This window comes from Pontibacter actiniarum (assembly GCF_003585765.1).
In the GTDB taxonomy this organism is placed as follows: Bacteria; Bacteroidota; Bacteroidia; order Cytophagales; family Hymenobacteraceae; genus Pontibacter; species Pontibacter actiniarum.
In genome coordinates, this window is record NZ_CP021235.1 from 2885159 (window position 1) to 2906151 (window position 20993).

Sequence of the window (20993 nt, forward strand, 5' to 3'; positions counted from 1 at the left end):
AGAAATTAAAATTATAGCCTGTGTGCATCTTAGATTCTATTAGACAACTTTTGATATAGGTTAGCAAAAGAACTGGCTATGTTTTTATTCATATACTTCTCTTCCACCATGCTTAAGGCACACCCCACTAAACTTGAAACTTTTGATTTATTAGTTAAGCAGTTATTTACAGCCTGGGCAAAGGCTTCTTCTTCTCCACGTTCTACTAACCAACCTGTTTTATCAGGTATTACCACTTCACTTATTCCGCCCACATTATTCGCAACAACAGGTGTTTCATACAGCATCGCTTCTAAAATCACGCCTGGCAAACCCTCAATTACACTAGGCAGAAGAAGCGCATCTCCATGCGCAATATACTCCAGGGGGTTGTTTATGAAGCCTGTGAAGCTAACTCTATTTGCTATCCCCATATGCTGAACGCTTTCTTCGACGTCTTTTCTAAGAGGTCCATCACCAATAAGCCAAAGATGCACGTTAGGTACTAACTCAATTATCCTTTTATAGATCCGCAACAAGCCAACATGATTTTTTTCAAAAGTGAAACCTCCTACATGCACTAGGTTTTTAGATCCAGAGAAGGCAGTACGAGCAAAAGGGTTACTAACACGTAACTTAGGCTCCAAACCTATCGGAATAGTTAAGGTCTTTTTTGCCAATTCTGGAAAGAGCCTCACTATGTCACCTCTTGAATAATCGCTTACTGATGCAACTGCATCAACTTTACTTAGCAAAAACCTTGTGTAAACTTTTTGTAACGGATTCTTTAGATAAGAACTTAGCGTACTTGCATTACGGAACACAATTGGCTGAGGCCATTTGTGCAACAGCTTTGAAAACACAGCATATTTTAATGTATCTCCAGCATTCGCTTGTATAACATCAGGGTTCATTTCCTTTATAACATCCGCTAACGCTTTCCAACCATTTTTATCCCAAAGGCGAGCTTGAGCATTTGCACCTAGCAATTGGTAGTTGTTTCTCTTAAACTTACCAGCTTCGTTCCCAGCATACAGTGCTAGTAATTTGGAGGCGTGTCCTTGCTGTTCTAAATTATCAGATAATTGAGCTGCGAAAGTTTCAGCACCACGAGGTTGTGGCTTTTGAATTAACTGCAGGATTTCCATGTCTATATTCAAATGTAAGCAGGCAAAATCTTTTGATCCTGATAGTAATTTAGAAGTAAAAAAATGTGCTTAACTTCATGAAAAGAATAAATCAAGAATTTAGGTTGGCTACAGAATTAGTATTTACATTTAACTAGCTTAAAGGAACAGTGGCAACAGTTTGATAAACCACTTACGAGCCTCTACATATTTGCTGACCTGTCTACTTAATTTATAGAATTATGTTTGCCTAATTTTTGGTAAAGCTGTAACATCTTTTCGTGCACCACCTCCAGGTCGAAGTTTGCTTCAAAGTTTTCTCTACTTTTGATTCCGTATTTAGCACAGGATTCAGGAGACTTATAAAAGAACTCTATCGTCTTAGCGATTGAGCTTACATCAAGCGAATCAAAAAGTGCAGCATTTTGCCCTACTTTAACGACCTCTCGTAGTACATCAATGTTATTACAAGCAATGGGCAAACCTGCAGCCTGAGCTTCAATAACAGCCCCTCCCAACCCTTCATAAAATGAGCTAAAAGCAAATAAGTTGCAGCTGCGTAATATTTCAGGAACATCATGTCTATATCCGGCGAGGCAAACAGAAGCGTTCAAGTTATTTTGAGAAACGAAAGTTTTCATTTCTTTTGTACAGGTTCCATCTCTACCTAATATAATAAGCTTTACATCAGTAAATCCTTTTTCAGCGAGTAGTTTAAAGGCTTTCAGAAGCTGAAGTTGTCCCTTTTGGAACTCATGCCTGCCGGTATTGACTACGATAAAGTCAGATTTGTTTACCCCAAACTCCTGCATAGAATCTTTAGGGGATACTTTAGCAGCATTTCTCCCTCTGTAGATAACAGTTATTTTATTGGAGGGTATATTTAACTGCTCAACATAGTGGTGCTTCACAGCGTCAGTAATACTATGGAAATGATCTACAAATTTATTAGCTGTCAATTTGTCTATCATCTTATAAAGTCTCAGTCCCAATTTATTTACTTTAGGGTCCAAGAATCTTTGTTCAGAATAAGTCGTGTTAACCAAGCTTTCCAGATGCACAAACTTAGCTTTAAGTTTACAGAGCCTTACACGTAAATTTGAACGAAAAAGAACGGAGTGCACAACTGTTATTGCTTTCTCATGAATTACAGTAGCTATATAGCTAACCTGCTTTAGAAAACTAAGGTGATCTAAAAAATGAATAGTGTAACCCTTCGATAACATGTCCTGCTGTACACCTATACTCCTTTTATCTAAGCAAATAATCTCAAAAGGGACTTGTACACGTGCTAAATAATCACAAAGGACTTGGGTTGATCTTTCCGCACCCCCAGAACCAAGTGAGTCGATTACTATCAGAACTTTAAGTTTATTCATATAATCCTTTATCGGGTATTCGGATTTTTAAGAAAATCTATTTTACAAGATATTAAGTGCAGGCAGAGTAAAGAGTATAATGTAAATTAAGTATGCCTTTCGTATTAACATTAAGTTTGTGAGACACCCTATTCCGCATCTTATACTTTGAAGCTAATAAACAAAACAGTTCTAGACGCAAATCTGCACACCTTTAATATATTATCTTCATAACCGCAATTTAACCTTTTTATTGGTTAAAACCTTGACACTACATTCGGCCAGGAGGGTTCTCCTACAACTTATAATTCAATACAGTGTCCTTATCAAATCACTAAGGTTTGGAAAGAAGATTAGCCCTAGCAACATGTAAAAAGCTTTGTATCTAATTCTTGGTAACTGGTGCAAATGTCGGCTCCCCAACTTTAGAACTGCCTTGGAGTAGAATTTTCAACAAACTTAAATTCACTTCTGCTACCACTGCTATGGGTGTTCATTGTGGGTAACCTGAGAGGGTTATCCACTGTGAACGCCCTGCGCGTTTGCCCTGGCGTACTCCACCGGGCTCATCCCTTGCAGGCTGTCATGGGGGCGGAGGTGGTTGTAGTCCTCCAGCCAACTCTGGGCTATCTGCCGGACCTGGTCCAGCGAGTCGAACAGGTGCGCATCCAGCACATGCTCCCTGAAGGTGCCGTTGAAGCGCTCAATGAAGGCATTCTGCGTCGGCTTGCCCGGCTGGATGTAGACGAACTCAATGCCCTGCACCCGGCTCCACTCCTCCGTCAGCGAGGCAACGAACTCCGGCCCGTTGTCCATCCGGATGCGCTTTGGCTTCTCCCTTCTCCTTATCAGGTGATTCAGCACCCACACCACCCGATTGCTCTTCAAGGAGAAGTCCACCTCGATGTGCAAGGCCTCCCGGTTATAGTCGTCCATCACGTGAAAAGAGCGGAATTTCCTTCCGTTGGCCAGGGCATCGCTCATAAAGTCAACCGACCAGGTGTGGTTCGCCTCCTCAGGCACCTGCAGCGGCTCCTTTACCCGCTCGGGCAGCCGCTTCTTGGCTTTCCTCCTGATACTCAGCCCGATGTTCTTGTAGACCCGGTGCATCCTCTTATGGTTCCAGGGCTTGCCTTCCCTGCGCAGCCGGTGGTAGGCTTTCCAGAAGCCCTCCCGCGGGTGCTGCTCGGCCTTCTGCCGCAGCGCCGCTTCCACGGCCGAGTCGTCCTTTTTGCTCTTGTAGTAGTAGACGCACTTGCTCAGTTTGAGCACACGGCACGCCCTGCTGATGCCTACCTCCGGCAAAGAGGCCACTTCCTGAGCTATCTGTCGCTTCTGGCAGGGCGCTAAAGCTTTTTTTCGATTATCTCCTTTGCTACTTTCAGGTCCAGCGCCAGCTCGGCGTACATGGCCTTGAGGCGGCGGTTCTCCTCCTCCAGCTCCTTCAGGCGCTTGAGCTCGGTGGCGTCCATGCCATTGTAGCGCTGGCGCCACTTGTAGAAGGCTGCCTGGCTCACGCCATGCTCACGGCTGATCTCTGCCGCACTCTTGCCTGCCTCGAACTCCTTGAGGATTTTGGCGATTTGCTGTGGGGTAAATGTTTTTCTCTTCATAAGTAACTGTTCAAAGTTAGAGGTTTTTCTCTACTTCAAAACAGTTCTATTTGCAGGGGAGCTGACACAAAAGCTAAAGCAACAAATTCTTGAAGGCTCATTCTGTAACGTCTTTGCTACTACTCAGCCTTCTTTCTTTGCTATTAGGAGACCCAAAAAGATATTTCAGCAATTATTTGCTTATTTTTACCAGCAAAAAGCTATATGAGTAAAGGCCAGTTTTTCCAAAAATTAAAAAAAGTCCCTCGCGCAGCTTATCTAAAAGCTGAAATGATACTACACTGGTGGCTCTTTAAGATTGCTAAGAATTGGGTTATTTTAGACCGTATAAGCTTAAGTTTAAGACCTTCCATATGGAGAATGGTGGGATGTCATGTTGGGAAGAATGTTGCCATTGGATATGATGTTTACTTCGATGTGCACAATGCGTCCCTTATACATATTGAGGATGATGTTTGGGTAGCAAGTCGATGCCTAATCTTGTGTCATAAAAGAGACTTATCAAACTACCGTAAGCATGATAGATATAATAGTCTTGGTTATTTGAAGCTCCCCGTTACCTTGAAGAAAGGGTGTGTAGTAGGAATGGGGTCTATAGTTATGCCTGGTGTTACAATAGGTGAGGGCTCTGTCATTGGAGCCGGCTCACTTGTTGTAAATGATATACCAGCTTGGTCCATTGCAGTTGGCAATCCGGCAAAAGTTGTAAAACAGCTAAAAGAACGAGAATCGTAATTTATTTAATTTATCAACAGTTAATAAAGATTTTGGTAACAACACGCATCCAAAGCTGTATTATGCCTTACTCACCATGAAACAATTATAGTTATTTTAGAAACCATAAGCTAACACCCGATTAGCTCTACAGGATGTAGTACATCTAGTTATTTTAACTCTACCTCTTTAATATATTGTAAACTTTCTTTCGGAGTGGTAGCAGTTTTGAGTGCATACCGCTTAAAATGAACTTCATTTTACCTAAACTAATTTGGTCGGTAACACTTAGCCTAGATATTCTGTAAGGATTACCGTTAGGGTCCGACAACTGATGGTCAAACAAAAATGCGTATTTAATCCCTTCCTGCTTGGCTACTTCTTCAGCTAATAAATTTACATTGCCATTCGGGTATGCTAACAATTCATACCCATTTAGCCCATGCTTCTGAAAGAAAGCCTTTGAATTTTGAAGTTCCTGCTTTAACTCTTCAGCAGTACACTTATCGAACATGGGGTGGGTATGTGAATGGTTTGCTATAACAACTCCAGCATCCTGCATTTCTAGGAGCTGCTCTGTTGTTAACTGCAATTGCTCAAGCCTAGGCTTGCTAGACTGCTCTCTTAACCTCTCTAGATACTCAACTCTGTCTTTATTTGGCCAACCTTTAACTTCCCATACTTTTTTCTCTCCTTCTGCATCCCCAAGTAAATACACAAGTTCATCCCACCAAAAAGGTGTCTTTGTATCAATAAGCTCAGTAATAATAAACAAAACGGAAGGTATGTTGCTCTGCTTTAACAGAGGGAACATGTAGTTGTAAAAAGAAACATCTCCATCATCAACAGTAATAGCTACATTTTCTTTTTTAAATAACTGGAAATGTTTTGACAGATTGTTCTTCTGCTTAATCTTGTGGTAAGTAACTATTTTACGATAAGATAATATCTCATTAATTATATCCATTTTTAATTATTTCAGTTGGGCTTTATCAGACAGGCAGCATGAGGCTTAAAGTGGTACTACACATTTTTAATGTAACCTTCACTACCCTTCATACTTACAATTTTTGCAGGGTTACCTACAACAACTGCATGATCAGGAACATCAAAGTTTACAAATGATAAGGGTGCTATCAACACATCATTTCCTATTTTGACATTTCCCACAACTACAGCGTTAGCACCTATCCAGACTCTGTTTCCGATTATGGGACTGCCTTTCTTTGCTCCTCTACTCACATGACCTACTGTTACTCCTTGTGCAACGTTACAATTTTCGCCTAGTACAGCATGCTGGTTTATCACTATCGACCCATAGTGTCCTAGAAAGAGGCCGCTTCCTATCTTACAAGTATGAGGTATTTGAAACCCATATTTAACCTGCATTCTTCTAAAGAAAAATCTGGCTATAACACCTAAGGGATGTAAAGCCCCATAAATGTTACACATTCGGAACAGGTACATAAACCTGACTCCAGGTCCTCCCAAAACCTTACGGAGGCTCTTATTTTCGCCTTTTTTAATATATCTGTGCGAATCACATTTGAGCATGTGGGGTTTCATCTTTTACTTTAGATGTATAACTTAGTTAGTCTGGCTAGTGGAGCTGCCACAACATAAAAAGATGCTATACTTAATTATCCTACTATATATTTTATACTAACAACGATGAATGAAGAGAGCCTTTTAACTATACTCTTCCTTCTTTGAGATATAATTTACTACGTACGGATAAGATAGTTCTTCTGGGGTGCCTTCTGATTTGATATATTTAGATTTGTAACCTTTATAACCGGCGAGAGCATCAATATCTAGATGTGTATATACAGGCTTTTCTATATTAATTGTTGGTACCTTCAGCTCGGAAGCCATAGATCTTATTGAACGCTTAACCCTTTCTATACTGTCAAAAGAATTACTCTCCAACATAATTAAGGGCTTATCATATATAACTGCAAAATTGACAGCAGTACTAAAGTGCGTTAGTACCAAGAAAGAATACTTAACCAAACTTAAACTCTCACCTACAATAAATCTTTTACCCTCAAATTTTGCTACATAGTCAGGATACTTCTCAGATTCTGGGTGCCCGGCAATAATAACAGGTTTGCCGTACATTTTAGAAACTTGATCTAGAACAATGTTTAAATCTCGATAATATTTATCTACATCAACTGGCTCAGTAATAAGTTCTTTTAGATCAGGATGATGAAATATCATTTGATCTAGAAAAACGATTGCATCTTTTAACTCCTCTTCTAGCTGTGATTCAATATTAAGCAAATGAATATTATAATCATCAGTATGGGTAACGACTACTTTCTCTTTAGGTATGTAAGCTGGAACAACACTAAAGTTAGAAGCCATTAAAAAATCCGGTTGGTACGCCTGCACCCCTAGCGCCTTCCCATATTTTCGTACAACTTTCTGATAAGCATATAGAAACACATTCCGAAGGGGCTTATACAACTTAAAGTGAAGTATAGTCCCTATCATGGCTTTCAATGCACTATCACGATTATCGGCTTTCAAGGGAACTGATTTAGTGACTCTACCAACCCAGATCAAATCCTCTCGTGATTTGACCATTTTGTACAGTACCGGGTAATAATAAAAGAGACCTAACTGAGAAAATATGATTGTATTTTTCTCCAATCCTTTTACTTTCTCTTTCAAAGACTTAAAGCTTTTAACTACTACTGCATACTCTTTAATAGCTGGAGCGCTGGTAATAAAACTACCACTTACCCCAAACAAGTCTCCAAGGTACCAGATTTGCACTTCGTGCCCTAACTGCTTTAGTTGATTGATTTGATAGGTCTCAATCATACTGTTTCGGAAGAGCCGGAGTTCTATAAAAACTACCATATTATATGCGCCTGAAGCGAAAAGGGTTTTTGTTAAGCCGAAAGAATGGGAATAGAATCTTATTCTGAGCTTAAGCCAATTATGTAAGCTTACAAGTTGTTCATTTCAACAAGCTTGTTAAACCTGCTAGAAGTTTCTCTTAAACGATCAAAGGTTCCTATACTTTCAATAGCACCATTCTTGAGGTATACAATCTTATCAGCATCTTTAACAGTAGATAACCTATGGGCAATAATTATTATGGTGTACTTACCTTTAAGCAGGTTTATGTTCTCCTGAATACTTTTCTCTGTTTCCGAATCCAAGGCAGAAGTAGCCTCATCCATAAAGAGAAAATCTACCTCTTTGTATAGTTCTCTTGCAATAGAAATCCTTTGTTTTTGCCCTCCGCTTACCATTACTCCATTATGACCTAAAGGTGCATTTTGCTTTTCAGGTAACTCCATTACAAAATCAAAAATTGCGGCCAACTTCAGCGCATTTTCAAAACGCTGAATGTTAGCTTCAGTTGGCTCATCCCAAAATGTAATATTGTTAAAGACAGTGTCATTAAAAATGACAGGCTCCTGAGTTATATAACCAATCCTTTTTTGGAAGGAAAGCATATTTATGTCTTTTCTATCTACACCGTCAACTTCATACATACCTCTCCCAACCGGAAGTAAACCACATAATACGTTCATCAATGTTGTCTTACCAGATCCGCTTTCACCTACCAAAGCAATTGTCTCATTCTTAGATATTGTGAAAGAGACGTTCTTTAATACCTGCTCCTGATTATAAAAGAAGTCTAAGCCGTTAAGTCTTAACGATTGGTTAAAACTATTAACAGATTTTGTTCCTTGGTGCTCCTGGTTAACGGCCAGGTCATTGGTGAACTCCGTCATGTTATCTAGTGATCCTGATACTGACAAGAATGTGTTCCAATGATTTTGCACTGCCATTAAAAAAGTCAATGCCCTATAGAAGAAAAGTAGGCTCAAGATGATCAGGCCCAAGCTCCCTCCAAGGAGCTTCATCTGAATAAGAATAACAGCAACAACAACCAGCATAACAATTGGCTCTCGAATGGCTACTAGGGCCGATGCAAGCATTCCTAATTTCCTCTGAACCTCCTCAATGTGAGCAATTGAACTTTTAAGTTTATAACCAAAGTTTCTGATCAGTCCACTTGCTTTCAGGTACTTAAAATTAGCCACTTTTTGAATGAGAAGGCCTTGAAAAGAATGTGACTCTAAAGTGAGGTTCTTAGACTGTATTTTTGTTTTCTTGTAGAATTTGCTGAAAATGAAATTTGTCAATCCTCCCCCTATCATTACAAGAATTGCAAACTGTGCATTAGACATAAAGGCCAGAAACATATAAACAGCAACCAAAATACCACTTTGGAAAGCACTGAAGTATGACCGGTACGCTTGCATTACCCTTTCAACCTCACCACTGAGGGTGTTTTGAATCTTACCAGAATCACTACTAACAAAAGATTTATAATCATAGCCAGACAAGAGGTCAATGTTAGTAAACCGAATTTGCCTAATAAAAACCTGTTGCAGAATGACTTTGTAGTACCCCTCAAAAAACTTCATAACACCTTTCAGTACGAAAAAGACAAGCATTACCATTAATACTGTCTGAAGAGAAATATCAAGTCCAACAGTACGTAGGCCTTCAACTAAGAAAGACAGTTTCCCCATTTCCTCAGAACTCACTTCAGCTCCACTGCCATCTACCATTTGCAACAATGGCAAAAACATGGCTAAGCCAAAGCCGTCTAAAACCCCAACAAGCAAGCTTAAGGCAACAGAAATAAATATCTTGTTCCCCAAGTGCTTATGGAAATAAATGAAGCTGCCTAAATGACTATTAATTAATTCTTTTAATTTATTCACCCTTTCTAGTAATGACTAATTCAGCTAAAGTAAAATCCAACTCATCATCTATATCAATAGATGAAACCTTATCCATCAAATATTTTTTCTTTTTCAGTTGTGCAAGCCCAACCTCTTTAAACTTCTTTACTTCTATGATATAGATCGCCCCGTTTAACTCATATACTTTAGGACAATCCTGTCTCCTATGGAACAAGCCAGTTTTAGACTTATAAAGCACTCCTTCTGAATCTTCCTCCATTAATACATAATAAGGGTTTGCATCAGTTTCTTTTACTGATACAATCATCTCTGTCCCCTCATCTATAAGTCTCAAAGCTTCTTTCAAATGTTGGCCTGTTCTCAGTGGGGAAGTAGGTTGAAGCAAAACAATATAGTCGTAAACAAGGCCATTCTCCTCATAAACTTGCAACGCATGCTCCACTACCTGCTCAGAAGTAGCGAAATCTGTAGCTATTTCTGACGGCCTTAAGAAAGGCACTTTTAAACCATATTGCTCCACAACATTCTTGATTTCAACATCATCTGTAGAAACACAGATGTCAGCAGCATCACTAACCTCTCTGGCAGCTTCAATTGTGTAAAGAATTAGAGGCTTACCATTTAAGCTTTTGATATTTTTACCCGGTAAACCTTTAGAACCACCCCTTGCAGGGATTAAAAAGAGAGTCCTCATTAAAACTTAATATGGTATATATCTTCTTGCGCTTTTTTGAAATCTTCCGGTTTACCAATATCTAACCAATATCCTCTTAACGGGTATGACGTTACCTTCAGCCCCTTGTCGATCAACAACTCCATGAGATCAGTAGTGTTGTAGAAGCTGCTTTTTGGAATATACTTTAATACCTCTTTCTTCATAAGGTATATTCCACCGTTGGAGTAGTAGGTATATGTTGGCTTTTCCTTAAAACTTTTGATATCATTATCCTCTGTTTCTAGAACGGCATAGGGTACGTTTACTGTGTATGGAATCGTTACGACAGAAAGAGCAGCATCATTCTTTTGGAAATCAAGGAAGAAGTCTTCATAGTCAAGGTTAGTTAGCAAATCTGAGTTTGCAACTAAAACGTAATCATGCTGAAAGTCTTCTATCTTACTAACCGCCCCTAACGTACCTAGCGGTTCATCTTCCCAAACGTACTTTACATTGATAAATTTAGAACTACCATCCTGGAAATACTCCTCAAGCTGTTCACCTAAATATCTTACCGAGATCCAAAGATCATCTATTCCAAAACTTACCAACCTATCAACGTTATGTTCGATGATTGGCTTATTGCCTACTTTAAGTAATGGTTTAGGTGTATTATCTGTAAGCGGACGAAGACGCTCCCCCCTTCCGCCTGCCATCAACACTGCATCAACTGGTAAATAAGACTTTAAAAACCTAAAGTTTATAATATTTACGATTTTCCCCTCTTTACAAAGAACTGGGACTATTTTAAAATTATTATTCCTATAGTGGATTACCTCATCAATTGTATATGAGCCCCTCTGCAAGAACTTTGGATTAGGCTGTATAAAGTTATCTACTACATCCTCTAGCGTGAGCCCCTTTAAAAACCCCCTTCTTACATCCCCATCGGTTAAAGACCCGATCAGCTTTTCTTCTCCATCTACAACAAAAAGTATAGCATCAGCTGCCAATTCATTTAGTTGGGCTAGCGCTGTCTTGATGGGGGTTTGGCACAGAATAATATGTTTGCGATAATCAATCATGCTTATTTATCAATATATTTTATTAGCTGGAAAGCCTCTGCATAATGCACTCCAACACTAGCCCCTCTAAAATGTGCTAGCGCTTTAATATTTTCTAATGATCGTGGAAATGGGTGCTCACCAAGCTCAGATTCATATACTTTCATAATTTCAAGCTTCTGCTCCAGATGCTCTGAAATATCTATGAAGTAGTTTGGTAAGAAGGCTTTTTCTGGAAGTACTGGAGCGAATTCTGTCTCAGAAATACATTCATACATAAGAACTCGCTTTATGAATGGATATCGAAATGACTTTGTGCAGGCCATCACAGCATCAAAAATAACTCTATGATCAGAATGCGCGTCAGACCTGTTTAACGAGTAGATGATTTCAGGCTTAATCTCTTGGAAAATGGCAGATATTTCAGGGACCATTTTAATCAAGCTGGAGCTTGACAACGTCATTGTAGGGTAGTCAAGTTTATAAGTCTGCTTAACTCCAAGCAGGTTCGCCACTTTTACAATTTCGTCCTGCCTAGTTCTAACTCTATCCTCCGAAAAACCATCCTTTTCAAATATGTTGGTAACTATTAACCAATATATATCATCTCCATTTTCTTTATGCTTGAGTAACGCACCACCTACACCAAGAACTTCATCATCTGGATGGGCAGAAATAACTATAACCTTTGCCATTATATATATTGTCCTACTGCTATATCTTTAATTTCATCGAACTCTGTAAGCCATAATGCTCCATCTCCTGTTTTGACTAACATTCTATCAGGTTCAATTTTCAAAATTTTGCCTGGCTCTATGTTTGTCAATTTCTCAGTAGTACCAACTTCACATTTCCAAACTTTATACTCCTCACTATTGTGCACAAAATGTGCTCCGAGATAAGGCCTTGTTAAAGCTTTAACAAGATTCATAATTAATTTACTTGACATTCGCCAGTCAACTTCTCCGTCTTTTTTTCCTCTTTTCCTCCAGGTATTACCTTCGCCTATCTGCTTTATCCTTTTATACTTCCCACTGATTAGTTCAGGTATGAATTCTTCAATTTGGCCCAATGCTACTTCTATAATTTTATTATAGAGGCTAGCTGCGTCATCATCACTAGTAATTAAAACCTCCTTTTGATTAAGAATATCACCGGTGTCAGCACCTTCATCCATAAAAAAGAAAGTAGACCCTGTTTTATTCAATCCTAATGCCAGAGCCCAAATAATAGGATGCCTACCTCTATTAGCAGGAATAAGAGCAGGATGAAATCCTACAACACCATGAGGGGCTAGAGTAAGAACTTCAGGCTTGAGCAAACTGGACCATCCAAAACAAAATAACACATCTGGTTTTAGTTGCTCAATCCACTTAACATTATTTGGATGGTTGATATTGTTAACATATTTATAACCAATACCCTGCTCTTCACATACATCTACCAAATTGGCGAAATCTGAGTTAAACTCTGACTTCGCCTTGGTTACGACTCCAACAACATTAACATTAAGTTCTAGAAGCTTAAGTAAGGCTTTCCTTGAGAACTCTACAGTACCAATAAAGACTACTCTCATACCAGGTCATAAAACTTCTTTTTAAGAAGTGCGCTTAGGTTCGTGTTCTTAATTACTTTAACTATTTCTTTAGAAGAATCTTTTTCTCCGTAGGGATTTTTAACATGAAGTAGTCTCTCTTGAAAACTATCGGAGAACGCTTCTTCAATAGCATTTTTGATTGAATTAGAGTTAGGCTCGCAGGATATCACACTGTCTGCTTTGATTCTCCCTCTTTGTCTGTCTCCTATATCTATCGTCGCAGTTTTAAAGCTAGGCACCTCAATTAACCCACTTGAAGAGTTGCCTATTACGGCATCCATGAATTGTAAAGCTGATAAATATCTCAGTTGACCCAAAGACACAAACGCGATACTCTTTTCCGGGTTCTTCTTCGTATACTGATCAATTAAATTAATTATAACCCTTCCATCAGTATCTGCATTAGGCTTTGTAAAAATTATCTTAGTAGCCTTTAGGTCATCTAAGGCTTCTAGAAGCTCAGTAAATTGATGCTCAGCTGTAGCGTTTTCAAGCGTTACTGGATGGAAAGTTACGAGTACATTTTTATCTCCAAGCCTGAAGCCTATACTCTCTTCGAACTTTGTTCTACTTAATAGTGCAAGCTTATTGATATTTTCAATTCCAAGAGCCCCCACGCTGTGCACATTTTGAGGTTGCTCGCCTAACTGGATTACCCTTTTTCTATATTCTTCAGTTGAAGTGAAATGTATGTGTGACATCTTGGTAATTGAATGCCGAATCGGCTCATCAATTAACCCTTCTGTCGCCTCCCCTCCATGGCAATGAGCAACAGGAATTTTACCAATCATAGCAGCAGTGGCGGCTGCAAATGCTTCAAAACGGTCACCTAATAATAGGATTAGATCTGGCTTGAGCTCATTAAAAGCTTCAGAGAAAGAAATAACGCCAAGGCCTATGCTTTTTGAAACGCCAACAGATGTATCAGAAGACAGCAGTATTTCTACTTTTTTGTCTATCTGAAACCCATCTTGCTCAATTTGCTTATATGTTAGACCAAATTCTGGTGAGAGATGCATCCCAGTAACACATATCTGCAAGTCAACATCAGGATCTTGCTGTAACTCTTTTAGTGTCCAAAAGAGAAGGCCGTATTCAGCTCTGGTGCCGGTGACTACACAAACCTTCATTACTCAAAATCATCAAAATTCACAATCTGCCCCTGCTCCACATTGCATTTTAGCGCTTTGCCAACTACAGAATCTACTTCCATTGGGCTTATACCAGTTGCAGGACGCATCATTATTAAATGATCGTCACCTACTACAGTACCCTTAATTAAAGCTGAACTGTAATAAATACTTTTTCTGATTAGCTCCCTATTCTTGAGCTCAGATGTACTAGGTTCCTTTTCAGCACTTCCGCTTAATGCCTGCTCAACGTTTCGAATTGCAAGAACCATATCTTTTAGTTCCTGAGGGCTGAGAGAAGCTTTGTGATCTGGACCAGGCAACTCCTTATCTAAGGTATAGTGTTTCTCTATTAGGACTGCACCTAGTGCAACTGCAGCAATGGGTACTTCAATTCCTAATGTATGGTCTGAATATCCCACTTTAACCCCAAAGCTATCTTTTATAGCTAGCATTGCCTTTAGATTAACATCACCCATAGGAGTCGGGTATTCTGTATTGCAATGAAGCACAGAAATATCTTCATTACTTAGCCCTGCCTTTGCCAGAACAGAAATTGCATCACCAACTTCCTGTAAGGTTGCCATACCTGTAGAAAGAACAACAGCCTTTCCTTTCTTAGCAATCTGCTCCAAGTACGGCTTGTTTGTTATTTCACCAGACGGTACTTTGAACAAATCAATTCCAAGTTGATCTAGAAAATCAATACTCTCGGGATCGAAGCCAGTAGATAAAAATTTTATTCCTTTATCAGACGCATATGCCTGAAGCACATAGTGATCTTCTTCAGAAAGCTCCAGCTTTTTGAGCATTGAGTACTGTGTATCATCACTTTGGCTTTTCTGATTCTTTACCTGGTAAACAGCCTGCTTGGCCGTCTTACTTACAAGTTTATCAGCTTTAAAAGTCTGGAACTTTACATAGTCAACACCCGCATCAGCTGCAACATCTATTAGTTGTTTAGCTAGCTGAATATCACCATTGTGATTCACTCCGGCTTCGGCAATTATTACTGTTTTATTCATTTTTTCAACTCTACGGCAGGATTCCCTACCAAAATTAAATTATCAGGCACATCTTTCACCACCACTGCACCAGCTCCGATTACAACATTTTTCCCGATAGATGTACCTTGTTTTACCACAGCATTTGCTCCGATAAAACTTCCTTCACCAATACTTACGTTACCAGCAAGCACAGCGCCAGGTGCAATATGTGCATAATCTCCAACTAAGCATTCATGCTCAACCACTGCACTTGTATTGATTATAGCCCCCATACCTATACTTGCCATAGGATTTACTATGGCTCCTGCGGAGACAAAGCTTCCTTGCCCTACAGTAGAAAGCTTAGAAATAAATGCACTAGGATGAATGACTGATATGCTGTGTATTCCCTGCTCAGTAAGTTGCTTGGTGAGGTTTCTTCGAGCGGAGTTGTTGCCTATACTGACAATAAAGCGTGCTTCTAAAGCGGTGAGTTTAGATACTGTTGTTGCATCCTGCTCATCTCCAAGATATACCAGGCTATAAGGATTACGCTTAGCCTCTACTTTGTCACAGTAGCCAACTATTTCGCCTCCCAGCATTTCTACAGTGTCTGCAACAACAAATGCATGACCAGAATACCCAATGAGAACTATCCGCTGCATTGTTACAATCTAACGCTACTAGGAATATTTACCAACCTCTCTTCTACCCAAGTACTGACACTTACATCGCCATATATGTTGTTCTGAAACATTGGCAGCTTGTGCATCAGTGTCCATGCAGGGCGTACCATAACGCCATTGCTGTTTGCCTCGGTTAAAAAGGCGTCTCTTTCTTCCTTGCTTTCGAGCAAGAGCACATTCAGCCAATAATTTGCTTTTGCGCCTGGCTCCTCTGTCACAAACTCCACCCCCTCAATTCCATCAAAGAAGAGTTTATACTTACTAGCCAGCTCGCGTTTATTTTCTATAAAAGTACTTAGTTGCTCAAGCTGAGCACAGGCTAAAGCGGCATTTAAATTTGGCATGCGATAGTTATAGCCTATGTGGTCATGATTAAACTCCCATGCATGAGGAACCTTGGCCTGTGTTGTCAGGTGTTTTGCAAGCTTAGCTATAGCTTCGTTATTTGTTACTATTGCGCCGCCGCCGCCACAGGTTACGGTTTTATTGCCGTTAAAGCTAAACGTCCCTACTAGGCCAGTTGTACCTGTGTGTTTACTATCATGATAGCTTCCCAAAGATTCAGCAGCATCTTCTACTAGTGGAATATGCCATTCATCACAGATTGCAGCAATTTTGTCTATATCACATGGAAAACCAAAGCTGTGCATAGGCACGCAAGCAGCTATGCGCTTTCCTGTTTTCCTGTTGAAGGTTGCATTGCTTTCCTTCTTCCCATTTTCCTGCAGGAAAGCTTCTAAGCTGGCAGCAGACAACCCTAAGTTGTTTCTGTCAATATCTAGAAACACAGGCGAAGCTCCTAAATAGCTAATAGCATTGGCCGTGGCAATAAAGGTCAAGTCTTGTGAGATAACCTCATCTCCTTGATTGACACCTGCAACAATAAGTGCCATATGCAAAGCTGCTGTTCCGTTGACAGTTGCCACAGCATACTTAGCCCCGGTTATTTCCTGCATCATCTCCTCGAAACGATTAACGTATGCCCCTACTGAAGACACATAAGTTGAATCTATTGCATCGATCACATACTTTCTTTCATTCCCGACAAAGCGCGGCTCATGTAAGGGAATGAAACTTTGGTTAGGAAAAAGTCCTTTGATATAGTCAATTATATTACTGTACTTACTTGATTGCGTCATAGTAGTACTATAATTTATATGTTATAGATGTCTGCCTTGTACTGGCGCAAGTTCTCGGTGTTGCGGAACCACTCAATCGTTTCGGCAAGACCTTCTTCCAAAGTATACTTCAAATCCCAGTTCGTATTGCTCTTAATTTTACCATTGGCGCCATATAAGCGGAATACTTCACTCTTTTCAGGTCTAAGACGCACTTCATCCTGAATTATCCTTGCTTGCGGATTAATCTGGTTAATCAGGCTCTGTGCTAAATCCCCAACTGAGATTTCGGACTCAGTTGCGATATTACAATCCTCTCCAATCAAACTATCTGATTTAGCAATTTCAACAAACCCATTGGCTGTATCTTTCACAAACAGAAGGTCACGTGTAGGTGTAAGATCGCCAAGTTTAATCTCTGTCTTACCCTGTAATAGTTGCGTGATTATCGTAGGTATTACGGCTCTAGCCGACTGACGTGGGCCGTAGGTATTGAATGGCCTTACGATAGTCAAAGGAAGGTTAAAGCTTCTGTAGAATGAATCTGCGATACAGTCTGCTCCGATCTTAGAGGCTGAGTACGGTGACTGAGGCTGCCTAGGGTGTTTCTCATCTATTGGAATGTACTGTGCAGTCCCATAAACCTCTGAGGTAGATGTTACCAAAACCCGTTCTACGCCTAAGTCTTTTGCTGCCTGAACGATATTCAGAGTACCTTTCACATTGGTATCAATGTAGCTGTCTGGAGAGTGATAGCTAAAAGGAATGGCAATTAAAGCAGCTAGGTGAAAAACAACTTCGATGTCTTTCATTGCTGTACGTACCCCATTAGGGTCACGGATATCTCCTGCAAAAATTTCTATCTGAGATAGTTTCTCTTTAGACAAAGTATCTAACCATCCCCAGCTATTAAACGAGTTGTAGTAAACAAATGCCTTTACTTTGCACCCTTCTTCTAGCAAGCGTTCTACTAAGTGGCTACCAATAAAACCATCTGCTCCAGTTACTAAAACACGTTTATTATTAAGGTTCATATCTGTTTATTTATTGATTTTTTACTGAATTTTAAAAAGAGACCAAAGCTCCTTTTCATTGAGTAAAAATAAGATTTAATTTACAACCTCGCATCAGCCACTTCCTTCGGCAGCGTTCCCTTCACATCATAGATCACTGCATTCGGCTTGCAAAGCTTACTCAGATCAAGCTGCTCAAACTCCTTATGTGACACTGCCAGGATAACGGCATCGTAAGTCGATGAATTGTCCAGAGAGGTCACGGAACTCCATCCATACTCATGCTTCACCTCGGCAGGGGCTGCCCATGGGTCGTAGATAGTCAGGTTCATTTGGTAGTCCTTTAGGGTACGCAGAATGTCCACTACCTTTGTATTGCGTACATCCGGGCAGTTCTCTTTAAAGGTAATTCCCAGCACCAGCACATTTGCGTTCTTTACCGGGATATCCTTCTTCACCATCAGCTTCACTACCTCGTGCGCCACATACTCGCCCATGCCGTCGTTCAGACGGCGGCCAGCAAGTATAATTTCCGGGTGGTAGCCTACCTCCTGGGCCTTCTGTGCCAGGTAGTACGGATCGACACCAATGCAGTGCCCGCCCACCAAGCCAGGCTTAAACTTCAGGAAATTCCACTTGGTGCCAGCTGCTTGTAAGACCTCATCGGTATCAATGCCAAGGCGGTTAAATATCTTAGCCAGTTCGTTTACAAAGGCGATGTTGATATCGCGCTGCGCGTTCTCAATGACTTTGGCAGCCTCGGCCACTTTGATTGAGGGAGCTTTGTGCGTACCGGCTGTAATCACAGCATTATAAAGCGCATCTACCTTATCAGCTGCCTCAGGCGTGGATCCGGAGGTAACTTTCAGGATTTTAGCGACTGTATGCTCCTTATCGCCCGGATTGATACGCTCAGGCGAGTAGCCGGCGAAGAAGTCCTCGTTGAACGTCAGGCCTGACACTCGCTCCAGTACAGGCACACACTCGTCTTCCGTTACACCCGGGTATACTGTGGACTCATAGATAACAATATCCCCTTTCTTCAGCACTTTGCCTACCGTCTCGCTCGCCTTAAAGAGCGGCGTCAGGTCCGGGCGGTTGTGCTTATCGACAGGGGTAGGCACTGTAATGATATAGAAGTTGCACTGGTCAATCTGCTCCAGCTGGTCTGTACACAGAAGCCCTTTTTCAACTGAACAGTCCTGTGTCAGCACTTCAGCCAGCAGCTCATCAGACACCTCAAGCGTGTGGTCATGCCCCTGCCGGAGTCCCTCGATACGCTGCTTGTTTATATCGAAGCCAAAGGTCTTAAACTGCTTGGCAAACTCTACGGCTAGCGGTAAGCCTACATATCCTAACCCAATAACTGCAATCTTTGGGTCTTCCAACTGTAATTTATCTGGCATTGTCTATACGTTCGCTTAAAATTAAACTTCTTTCACCATCATGAAGCTGTCACTAACACAGAAATTGCTTCAGCTAAGCCATACTATATGTGAAAGAAATAAAAAAGTTGCCTTGTAAAACTTAAAATAAAGTATTAAAAGCACCCTAAAATTAGCATCTTAGCAAAGATACCTTTATCAACTGACAAAGACAGGCTTTACCTTAAAATTAGATGCTATTTTGTGCTAAAACAGAACGCTAGCACTTTTATGAAAGGAGTAAAACAAAGCGCCAACCCTTCTACACTTCCTCCTAGTTCCGCACCGCAATCATCAGCCCCAGCTCTTTATAGCGCATCCCAAAGCGTTTGGCGATGTGGGCGTTGGTGAGGCTGCCTTTGTAGATGTACACCCCACTGCGGTAGTGCTCGTTCATGAACAGCACCTCGTTGATGCCGCCATACTTGGAGTACTCGGTAAAGATAGGCGTAAAGATATTGCTGAGTGCCTGCGTGGCCGTTCTCGGAACACGAGACGGGATATTGGGCACGCAGTAATGAATGATGTCATACTTGCGGTAGATAGGCCGCGAGTGCGAGGTTATCTCGGACGTCTCAAAGCAGCCGCCCTGATCGATGCACACATCAATGATGATGGAGCCGGGGTTCATCTGGGCCACCACTCCCTCCTCCACCACACAGGTTATCTGTCCTTCGTCGGCCACAAAAGCGCCGATCACAACGTCTGCCTGCTTTATTTCGGCGTTCATCACCGCCTTATCGAGGGTGGATGTAAAAATCTGGGCCCCTACGTTGTGCTTCAGGCGGCGCAGTTTGTAGATGTGGTTATCAAACACCCGCACCTCTGCCCCCATACCCAGGGCGGCGCGGGCGGCATACTCTGCCACCGTACCCGCACCAAGTATAACCACCTTGGTCGGAGCCACGCCTGTTATACCTCCTAGTATAATCCCTTTCCCTTCGTTGCTGCTGCTCAGGTACTCGGCTGCCACCAGCATCACCGTACTGCCGGCAATCTCGCTCATGGCCCGTACCACCGGCTTTGCTTCCGATTTGTCGCGGATCAACTCAAACGAGATGGCATTGATCTTTTTGCGCAGCAGGGCATTGATATAGTCGGAGGTCAGGTTGCCGAAGTGCAGGGCGGAGATGAGGGTCTGACCGGGGCGCAGGTAATCCAGTTCGTCGTAGGTGGGGGGAGCGATCTTCAGGATGATGTCGGCGTCGTATACTTCCTCCGTAGCATACACAATTTTGGCACCGGCCTCAGAGTATTCGTTATCGGAGTATTTAGACGGGATGCCGGCGCCTGCCTCGATCAGGATGCGGTGCCCCTGGTCGGTGAGCTGTTTCACGGCATCCGGCGTGAGGCCAATGCGGTTCTCCTGGAACGACGACTCCTTCGGAATCCCGATAAACAAGCTCCGGCGCCTTTCCTCCACAGCCAGCATTGATTCCTTCGGGTACAGGGCCTGGCTTGCGGCCAACTTTCCTAAATCTACGGCAAACTTCTCCGTCATACGTTTTTAAATTAAGAGTCCGAACTGAAGGGTACACTGCAACAGGTACCGTACAATCCAACCCTGTTTTCTAGCCAGTTTATGCGAAAGCATCATATGTTCGCTTTCGCAGTAGTTTTCGTCGTCTTTTTTTCGCTGCCGGTGCAGCCATCCACGCCACACTCTCCCTCGGAAGGGTACTTAATTCTACACTGCTTCACTCCACTGCCTTCCGTTAGTGAAAGCAACACCTGCTCAGCAATGGGTTAAGACGTACAGCGAGCGCGGTAGCTTAAATCAACTTCTC

General features: G+C 41.4%; 19 protein-coding genes. 1 reads left to right on the forward strand and 18 read right to left on the reverse strand.

Annotation, left to right across the window (positions count from 1 at the left end; translation table 11 throughout):
* Positions 1–29 precede the first annotated feature (29 nt).
* From CA264_RS12435 to CA264_RS12445, 3 genes are all read right to left on the reverse strand, one after another.
* Entirely contained in the window at positions 30–1127 is a 1098-nt protein-coding gene (locus CA264_RS12435; RefSeq protein ID WP_025607586.1) for a glycosyltransferase, read from the reverse strand.
* 206 nt (positions 1128–1333) lie between these two features.
* Positions 1334–2485 (reverse strand): glycosyltransferase family 4 protein, encoded by a 1152-nt coding sequence (locus tag CA264_RS12440; RefSeq protein WP_025607587.1) that lies wholly within the window; start codon positions 2483–2485, stop codon positions 1334–1336.
* Between the two features lie 495 nt (positions 2486–2980).
* A protein-coding gene (locus tag CA264_RS12445) for an IS3 family transposase (RefSeq protein ID WP_119570418.1) occupies positions 2981–4077 on the reverse strand; the annotation gives its coding sequence in 2 pieces (ribosomal slippage) (positions 2981–3816 and positions 3816–4077; 1098 coding nt in all).
* Between the two features lie 204 nt (positions 4078–4281).
* Here CA264_RS12445 and CA264_RS12450 point away from each other — a divergent pair.
* Positions 4282–4812, forward strand: a complete 531-nt coding sequence (locus CA264_RS12450) for an acyltransferase (RefSeq protein ID WP_025607590.1) — start codon at positions 4282–4284, stop codon at positions 4810–4812.
* 160 nt (positions 4813–4972) lie between these two features.
* On the opposite strand, the gene CA264_RS12455 is transcribed toward CA264_RS12450, so the two are convergent.
* From CA264_RS12455 to CA264_RS12525, 15 genes are all read right to left on the reverse strand, one after another.
* The gene (locus CA264_RS12455; protein ID WP_025607591.1) at positions 4973–5758 is read right to left on the reverse strand and encodes a polysaccharide deacetylase family protein; all 786 of its coding nucleotides are present in this window, start codon (positions 5756–5758) and stop codon (positions 4973–4975) included.
* A gap of 56 nt (positions 5759–5814) precedes the next feature.
* On the reverse strand, positions 5815–6357 hold the full coding sequence (locus tag CA264_RS12460; RefSeq protein ID WP_025607592.1) for a serine O-acetyltransferase: 543 nt from the start codon (positions 6355–6357) through the stop codon (positions 5815–5817).
* A gap of 123 nt (positions 6358–6480) precedes the next feature.
* On the reverse strand, positions 6481–7623 hold the full coding sequence (locus CA264_RS12465) for a hypothetical protein (RefSeq protein WP_157593700.1): 1143 nt from the start codon (positions 7621–7623) through the stop codon (positions 6481–6483).
* Positions 7624–7751: 128 nt separating this feature from the next.
* Positions 7752–9551, reverse strand: coding sequence for an ABC transporter ATP-binding protein (locus CA264_RS12470; RefSeq protein WP_025607595.1), 1800 nt, complete (start codon positions 9549–9551; stop codon positions 7752–7754).
* Entirely contained in the window at positions 9544–10227 is a 684-nt protein-coding gene (locus CA264_RS12475) for an acylneuraminate cytidylyltransferase family protein (protein WP_025607596.1), read from the reverse strand. The genes CA264_RS12470 and CA264_RS12475 overlap by 8 nt, the downstream gene beginning before the upstream one ends.
* Positions 10227–11273 carry a nucleotidyltransferase family protein gene (locus CA264_RS12480; protein ID WP_025607598.1) on the reverse strand — a complete coding sequence of 349 codons (1047 nt, stop codon included), beginning with the start codon at positions 11271–11273 and terminating at the stop codon, positions 10227–10229. Before CA264_RS12480 ends, CA264_RS12475 begins: the two co-directional genes overlap by 1 nt.
* A gap of 2 nt (positions 11274–11275) precedes the next feature.
* On the reverse strand, positions 11276–11947 hold the full coding sequence (locus CA264_RS12485) for a PIG-L deacetylase family protein (RefSeq protein ID WP_025607600.1): 672 nt from the start codon (positions 11945–11947) through the stop codon (positions 11276–11278).
* Positions 11947–12828, reverse strand: coding sequence for a methionyl-tRNA formyltransferase (locus tag CA264_RS12490; protein ID WP_025607601.1), 882 nt, complete (start codon positions 12826–12828; stop codon positions 11947–11949). The genes CA264_RS12485 and CA264_RS12490 overlap by 1 nt, the downstream gene beginning before the upstream one ends.
* A complete protein-coding gene (neuC, locus tag CA264_RS12495; RefSeq protein WP_025607602.1) occupies positions 12825–13979 on the reverse strand; it encodes a UDP-N-acetylglucosamine 2-epimerase in 1155 nt (384 codons plus the stop codon). The genes CA264_RS12490 and neuC overlap by 4 nt, the downstream gene beginning before the upstream one ends.
* Positions 13979–15004, reverse strand: a complete 1026-nt coding sequence (neuB, locus tag CA264_RS12500) for an N-acetylneuraminate synthase (RefSeq protein WP_025607604.1) — start codon at positions 15002–15004, stop codon at positions 13979–13981. The genes neuC and neuB overlap by 1 nt, the downstream gene beginning before the upstream one ends.
* Positions 15001–15630, reverse strand: a complete 630-nt coding sequence (locus CA264_RS12505) for an acetyltransferase (RefSeq protein ID WP_025607605.1) — start codon at positions 15628–15630, stop codon at positions 15001–15003. The genes neuB and CA264_RS12505 overlap by 4 nt, the downstream gene beginning before the upstream one ends.
* A gap of 2 nt (positions 15631–15632) precedes the next feature.
* On the reverse strand, positions 15633–16790 hold the full coding sequence (locus CA264_RS12510; protein ID WP_025607606.1) for a LegC family aminotransferase: 1158 nt from the start codon (positions 16788–16790) through the stop codon (positions 15633–15635).
* 14 nt (positions 16791–16804) lie between these two features.
* Complete coding sequence (locus CA264_RS12515) at positions 16805–17803, reverse strand: NAD-dependent 4,6-dehydratase LegB (RefSeq protein WP_025607607.1); 999 nt, start codon at positions 17801–17803, stop codon at positions 16805–16807.
* A gap of 80 nt (positions 17804–17883) precedes the next feature.
* Positions 17884–19188 (reverse strand): nucleotide sugar dehydrogenase, encoded by a 1305-nt coding sequence (locus tag CA264_RS12520; RefSeq protein WP_036776133.1) that lies wholly within the window; start codon positions 19186–19188, stop codon positions 17884–17886.
* Between the two features lie 292 nt (positions 19189–19480).
* A complete protein-coding gene (locus CA264_RS12525) occupies positions 19481–20707 on the reverse strand; it encodes an alanine dehydrogenase (protein ID WP_025607610.1) in 1227 nt (408 codons plus the stop codon).
* Positions 20708–20993 lie beyond the last annotated feature (286 nt).

Excerpts from the sequence above, each read along its gene's own strand:
- CA264_RS12510 (WP_025607606.1), bottom strand. The coding sequence starts at position 16,790 with ATGACGCAATCAAGTAAGTACAGTAATATAATTGACTATATCAAAGGA.
- CA264_RS12455 (WP_025607591.1), bottom strand. The coding sequence starts at position 5,758 with ATGGATATAATTAATGAGATATTATCTTATCGTAAAATAGTTACTTAC.
- neuC (WP_025607602.1), bottom strand. The coding sequence starts at position 13,979 with ATGAAGGTTTGTGTAGTCACCGGCACCAGAGCTGAATACGGCCTTCTC.
- CA264_RS12485 (WP_025607600.1), bottom strand. The coding sequence starts at position 11,947 with ATGGCAAAGGTTATAGTTATTTCTGCCCATCCAGATGATGAAGTTCTT.
- CA264_RS12435 (WP_025607586.1), bottom strand. The coding sequence starts at position 1,127 with ATGGAAATCCTGCAGTTAATTCAAAAGCCACAACCTCGTGGTGCTGAA.
- CA264_RS12480 (WP_025607598.1), bottom strand. The coding sequence starts at position 11,273 with ATGATTGATTATCGCAAACATATTATTCTGTGCCAAACCCCCATCAAG.
- CA264_RS12450 (WP_025607590.1), top strand. The coding sequence starts at position 4,282 with ATGAGTAAAGGCCAGTTTTTCCAAAAATTAAAAAAAGTCCCTCGCGCA.
- CA264_RS12515 (WP_025607607.1), bottom strand. The coding sequence starts at position 17,803 with ATGAACCTTAATAATAAACGTGTTTTAGTAACTGGAGCAGATGGTTTT.
- CA264_RS12490 (WP_025607601.1), bottom strand. The coding sequence starts at position 12,828 with ATGAGAGTAGTCTTTATTGGTACTGTAGAGTTCTCAAGGAAAGCCTTA.
- CA264_RS12520 (WP_036776133.1), bottom strand. The coding sequence starts at position 19,188 with ATGCCAGATAAATTACAGTTGGAAGACCCAAAGATTGCAGTTATTGGG.
- CA264_RS12525 (WP_025607610.1), bottom strand. The coding sequence starts at position 20,707 with ATGACGGAGAAGTTTGCCGTAGATTTAGGAAAGTTGGCCGCAAGCCAG.
- CA264_RS12465 (WP_157593700.1), bottom strand. The coding sequence starts at position 7,623 with ATGATTGAGACCTATCAAATCAATCAACTAAAGCAGTTAGGGCACGAA.
- neuB (WP_025607604.1), bottom strand. The coding sequence starts at position 15,004 with ATGAATAAAACAGTAATAATTGCCGAAGCCGGAGTGAATCACAATGGT.
- CA264_RS12460 (WP_025607592.1), bottom strand. The coding sequence starts at position 6,357 with ATGAAACCCCACATGCTCAAATGTGATTCGCACAGATATATTAAAAAA.
- CA264_RS12475 (WP_025607596.1), bottom strand. The coding sequence starts at position 10,227 with ATGAGGACTCTCTTTTTAATCCCTGCAAGGGGTGGTTCTAAAGGTTTA.
- CA264_RS12505 (WP_025607605.1), bottom strand. The coding sequence starts at position 15,630 with ATGCAGCGGATAGTTCTCATTGGGTATTCTGGTCATGCATTTGTTGTT.
- CA264_RS12440 (WP_025607587.1), bottom strand. The coding sequence starts at position 2,485 with ATGAATAAACTTAAAGTTCTGATAGTAATCGACTCACTTGGTTCTGGG.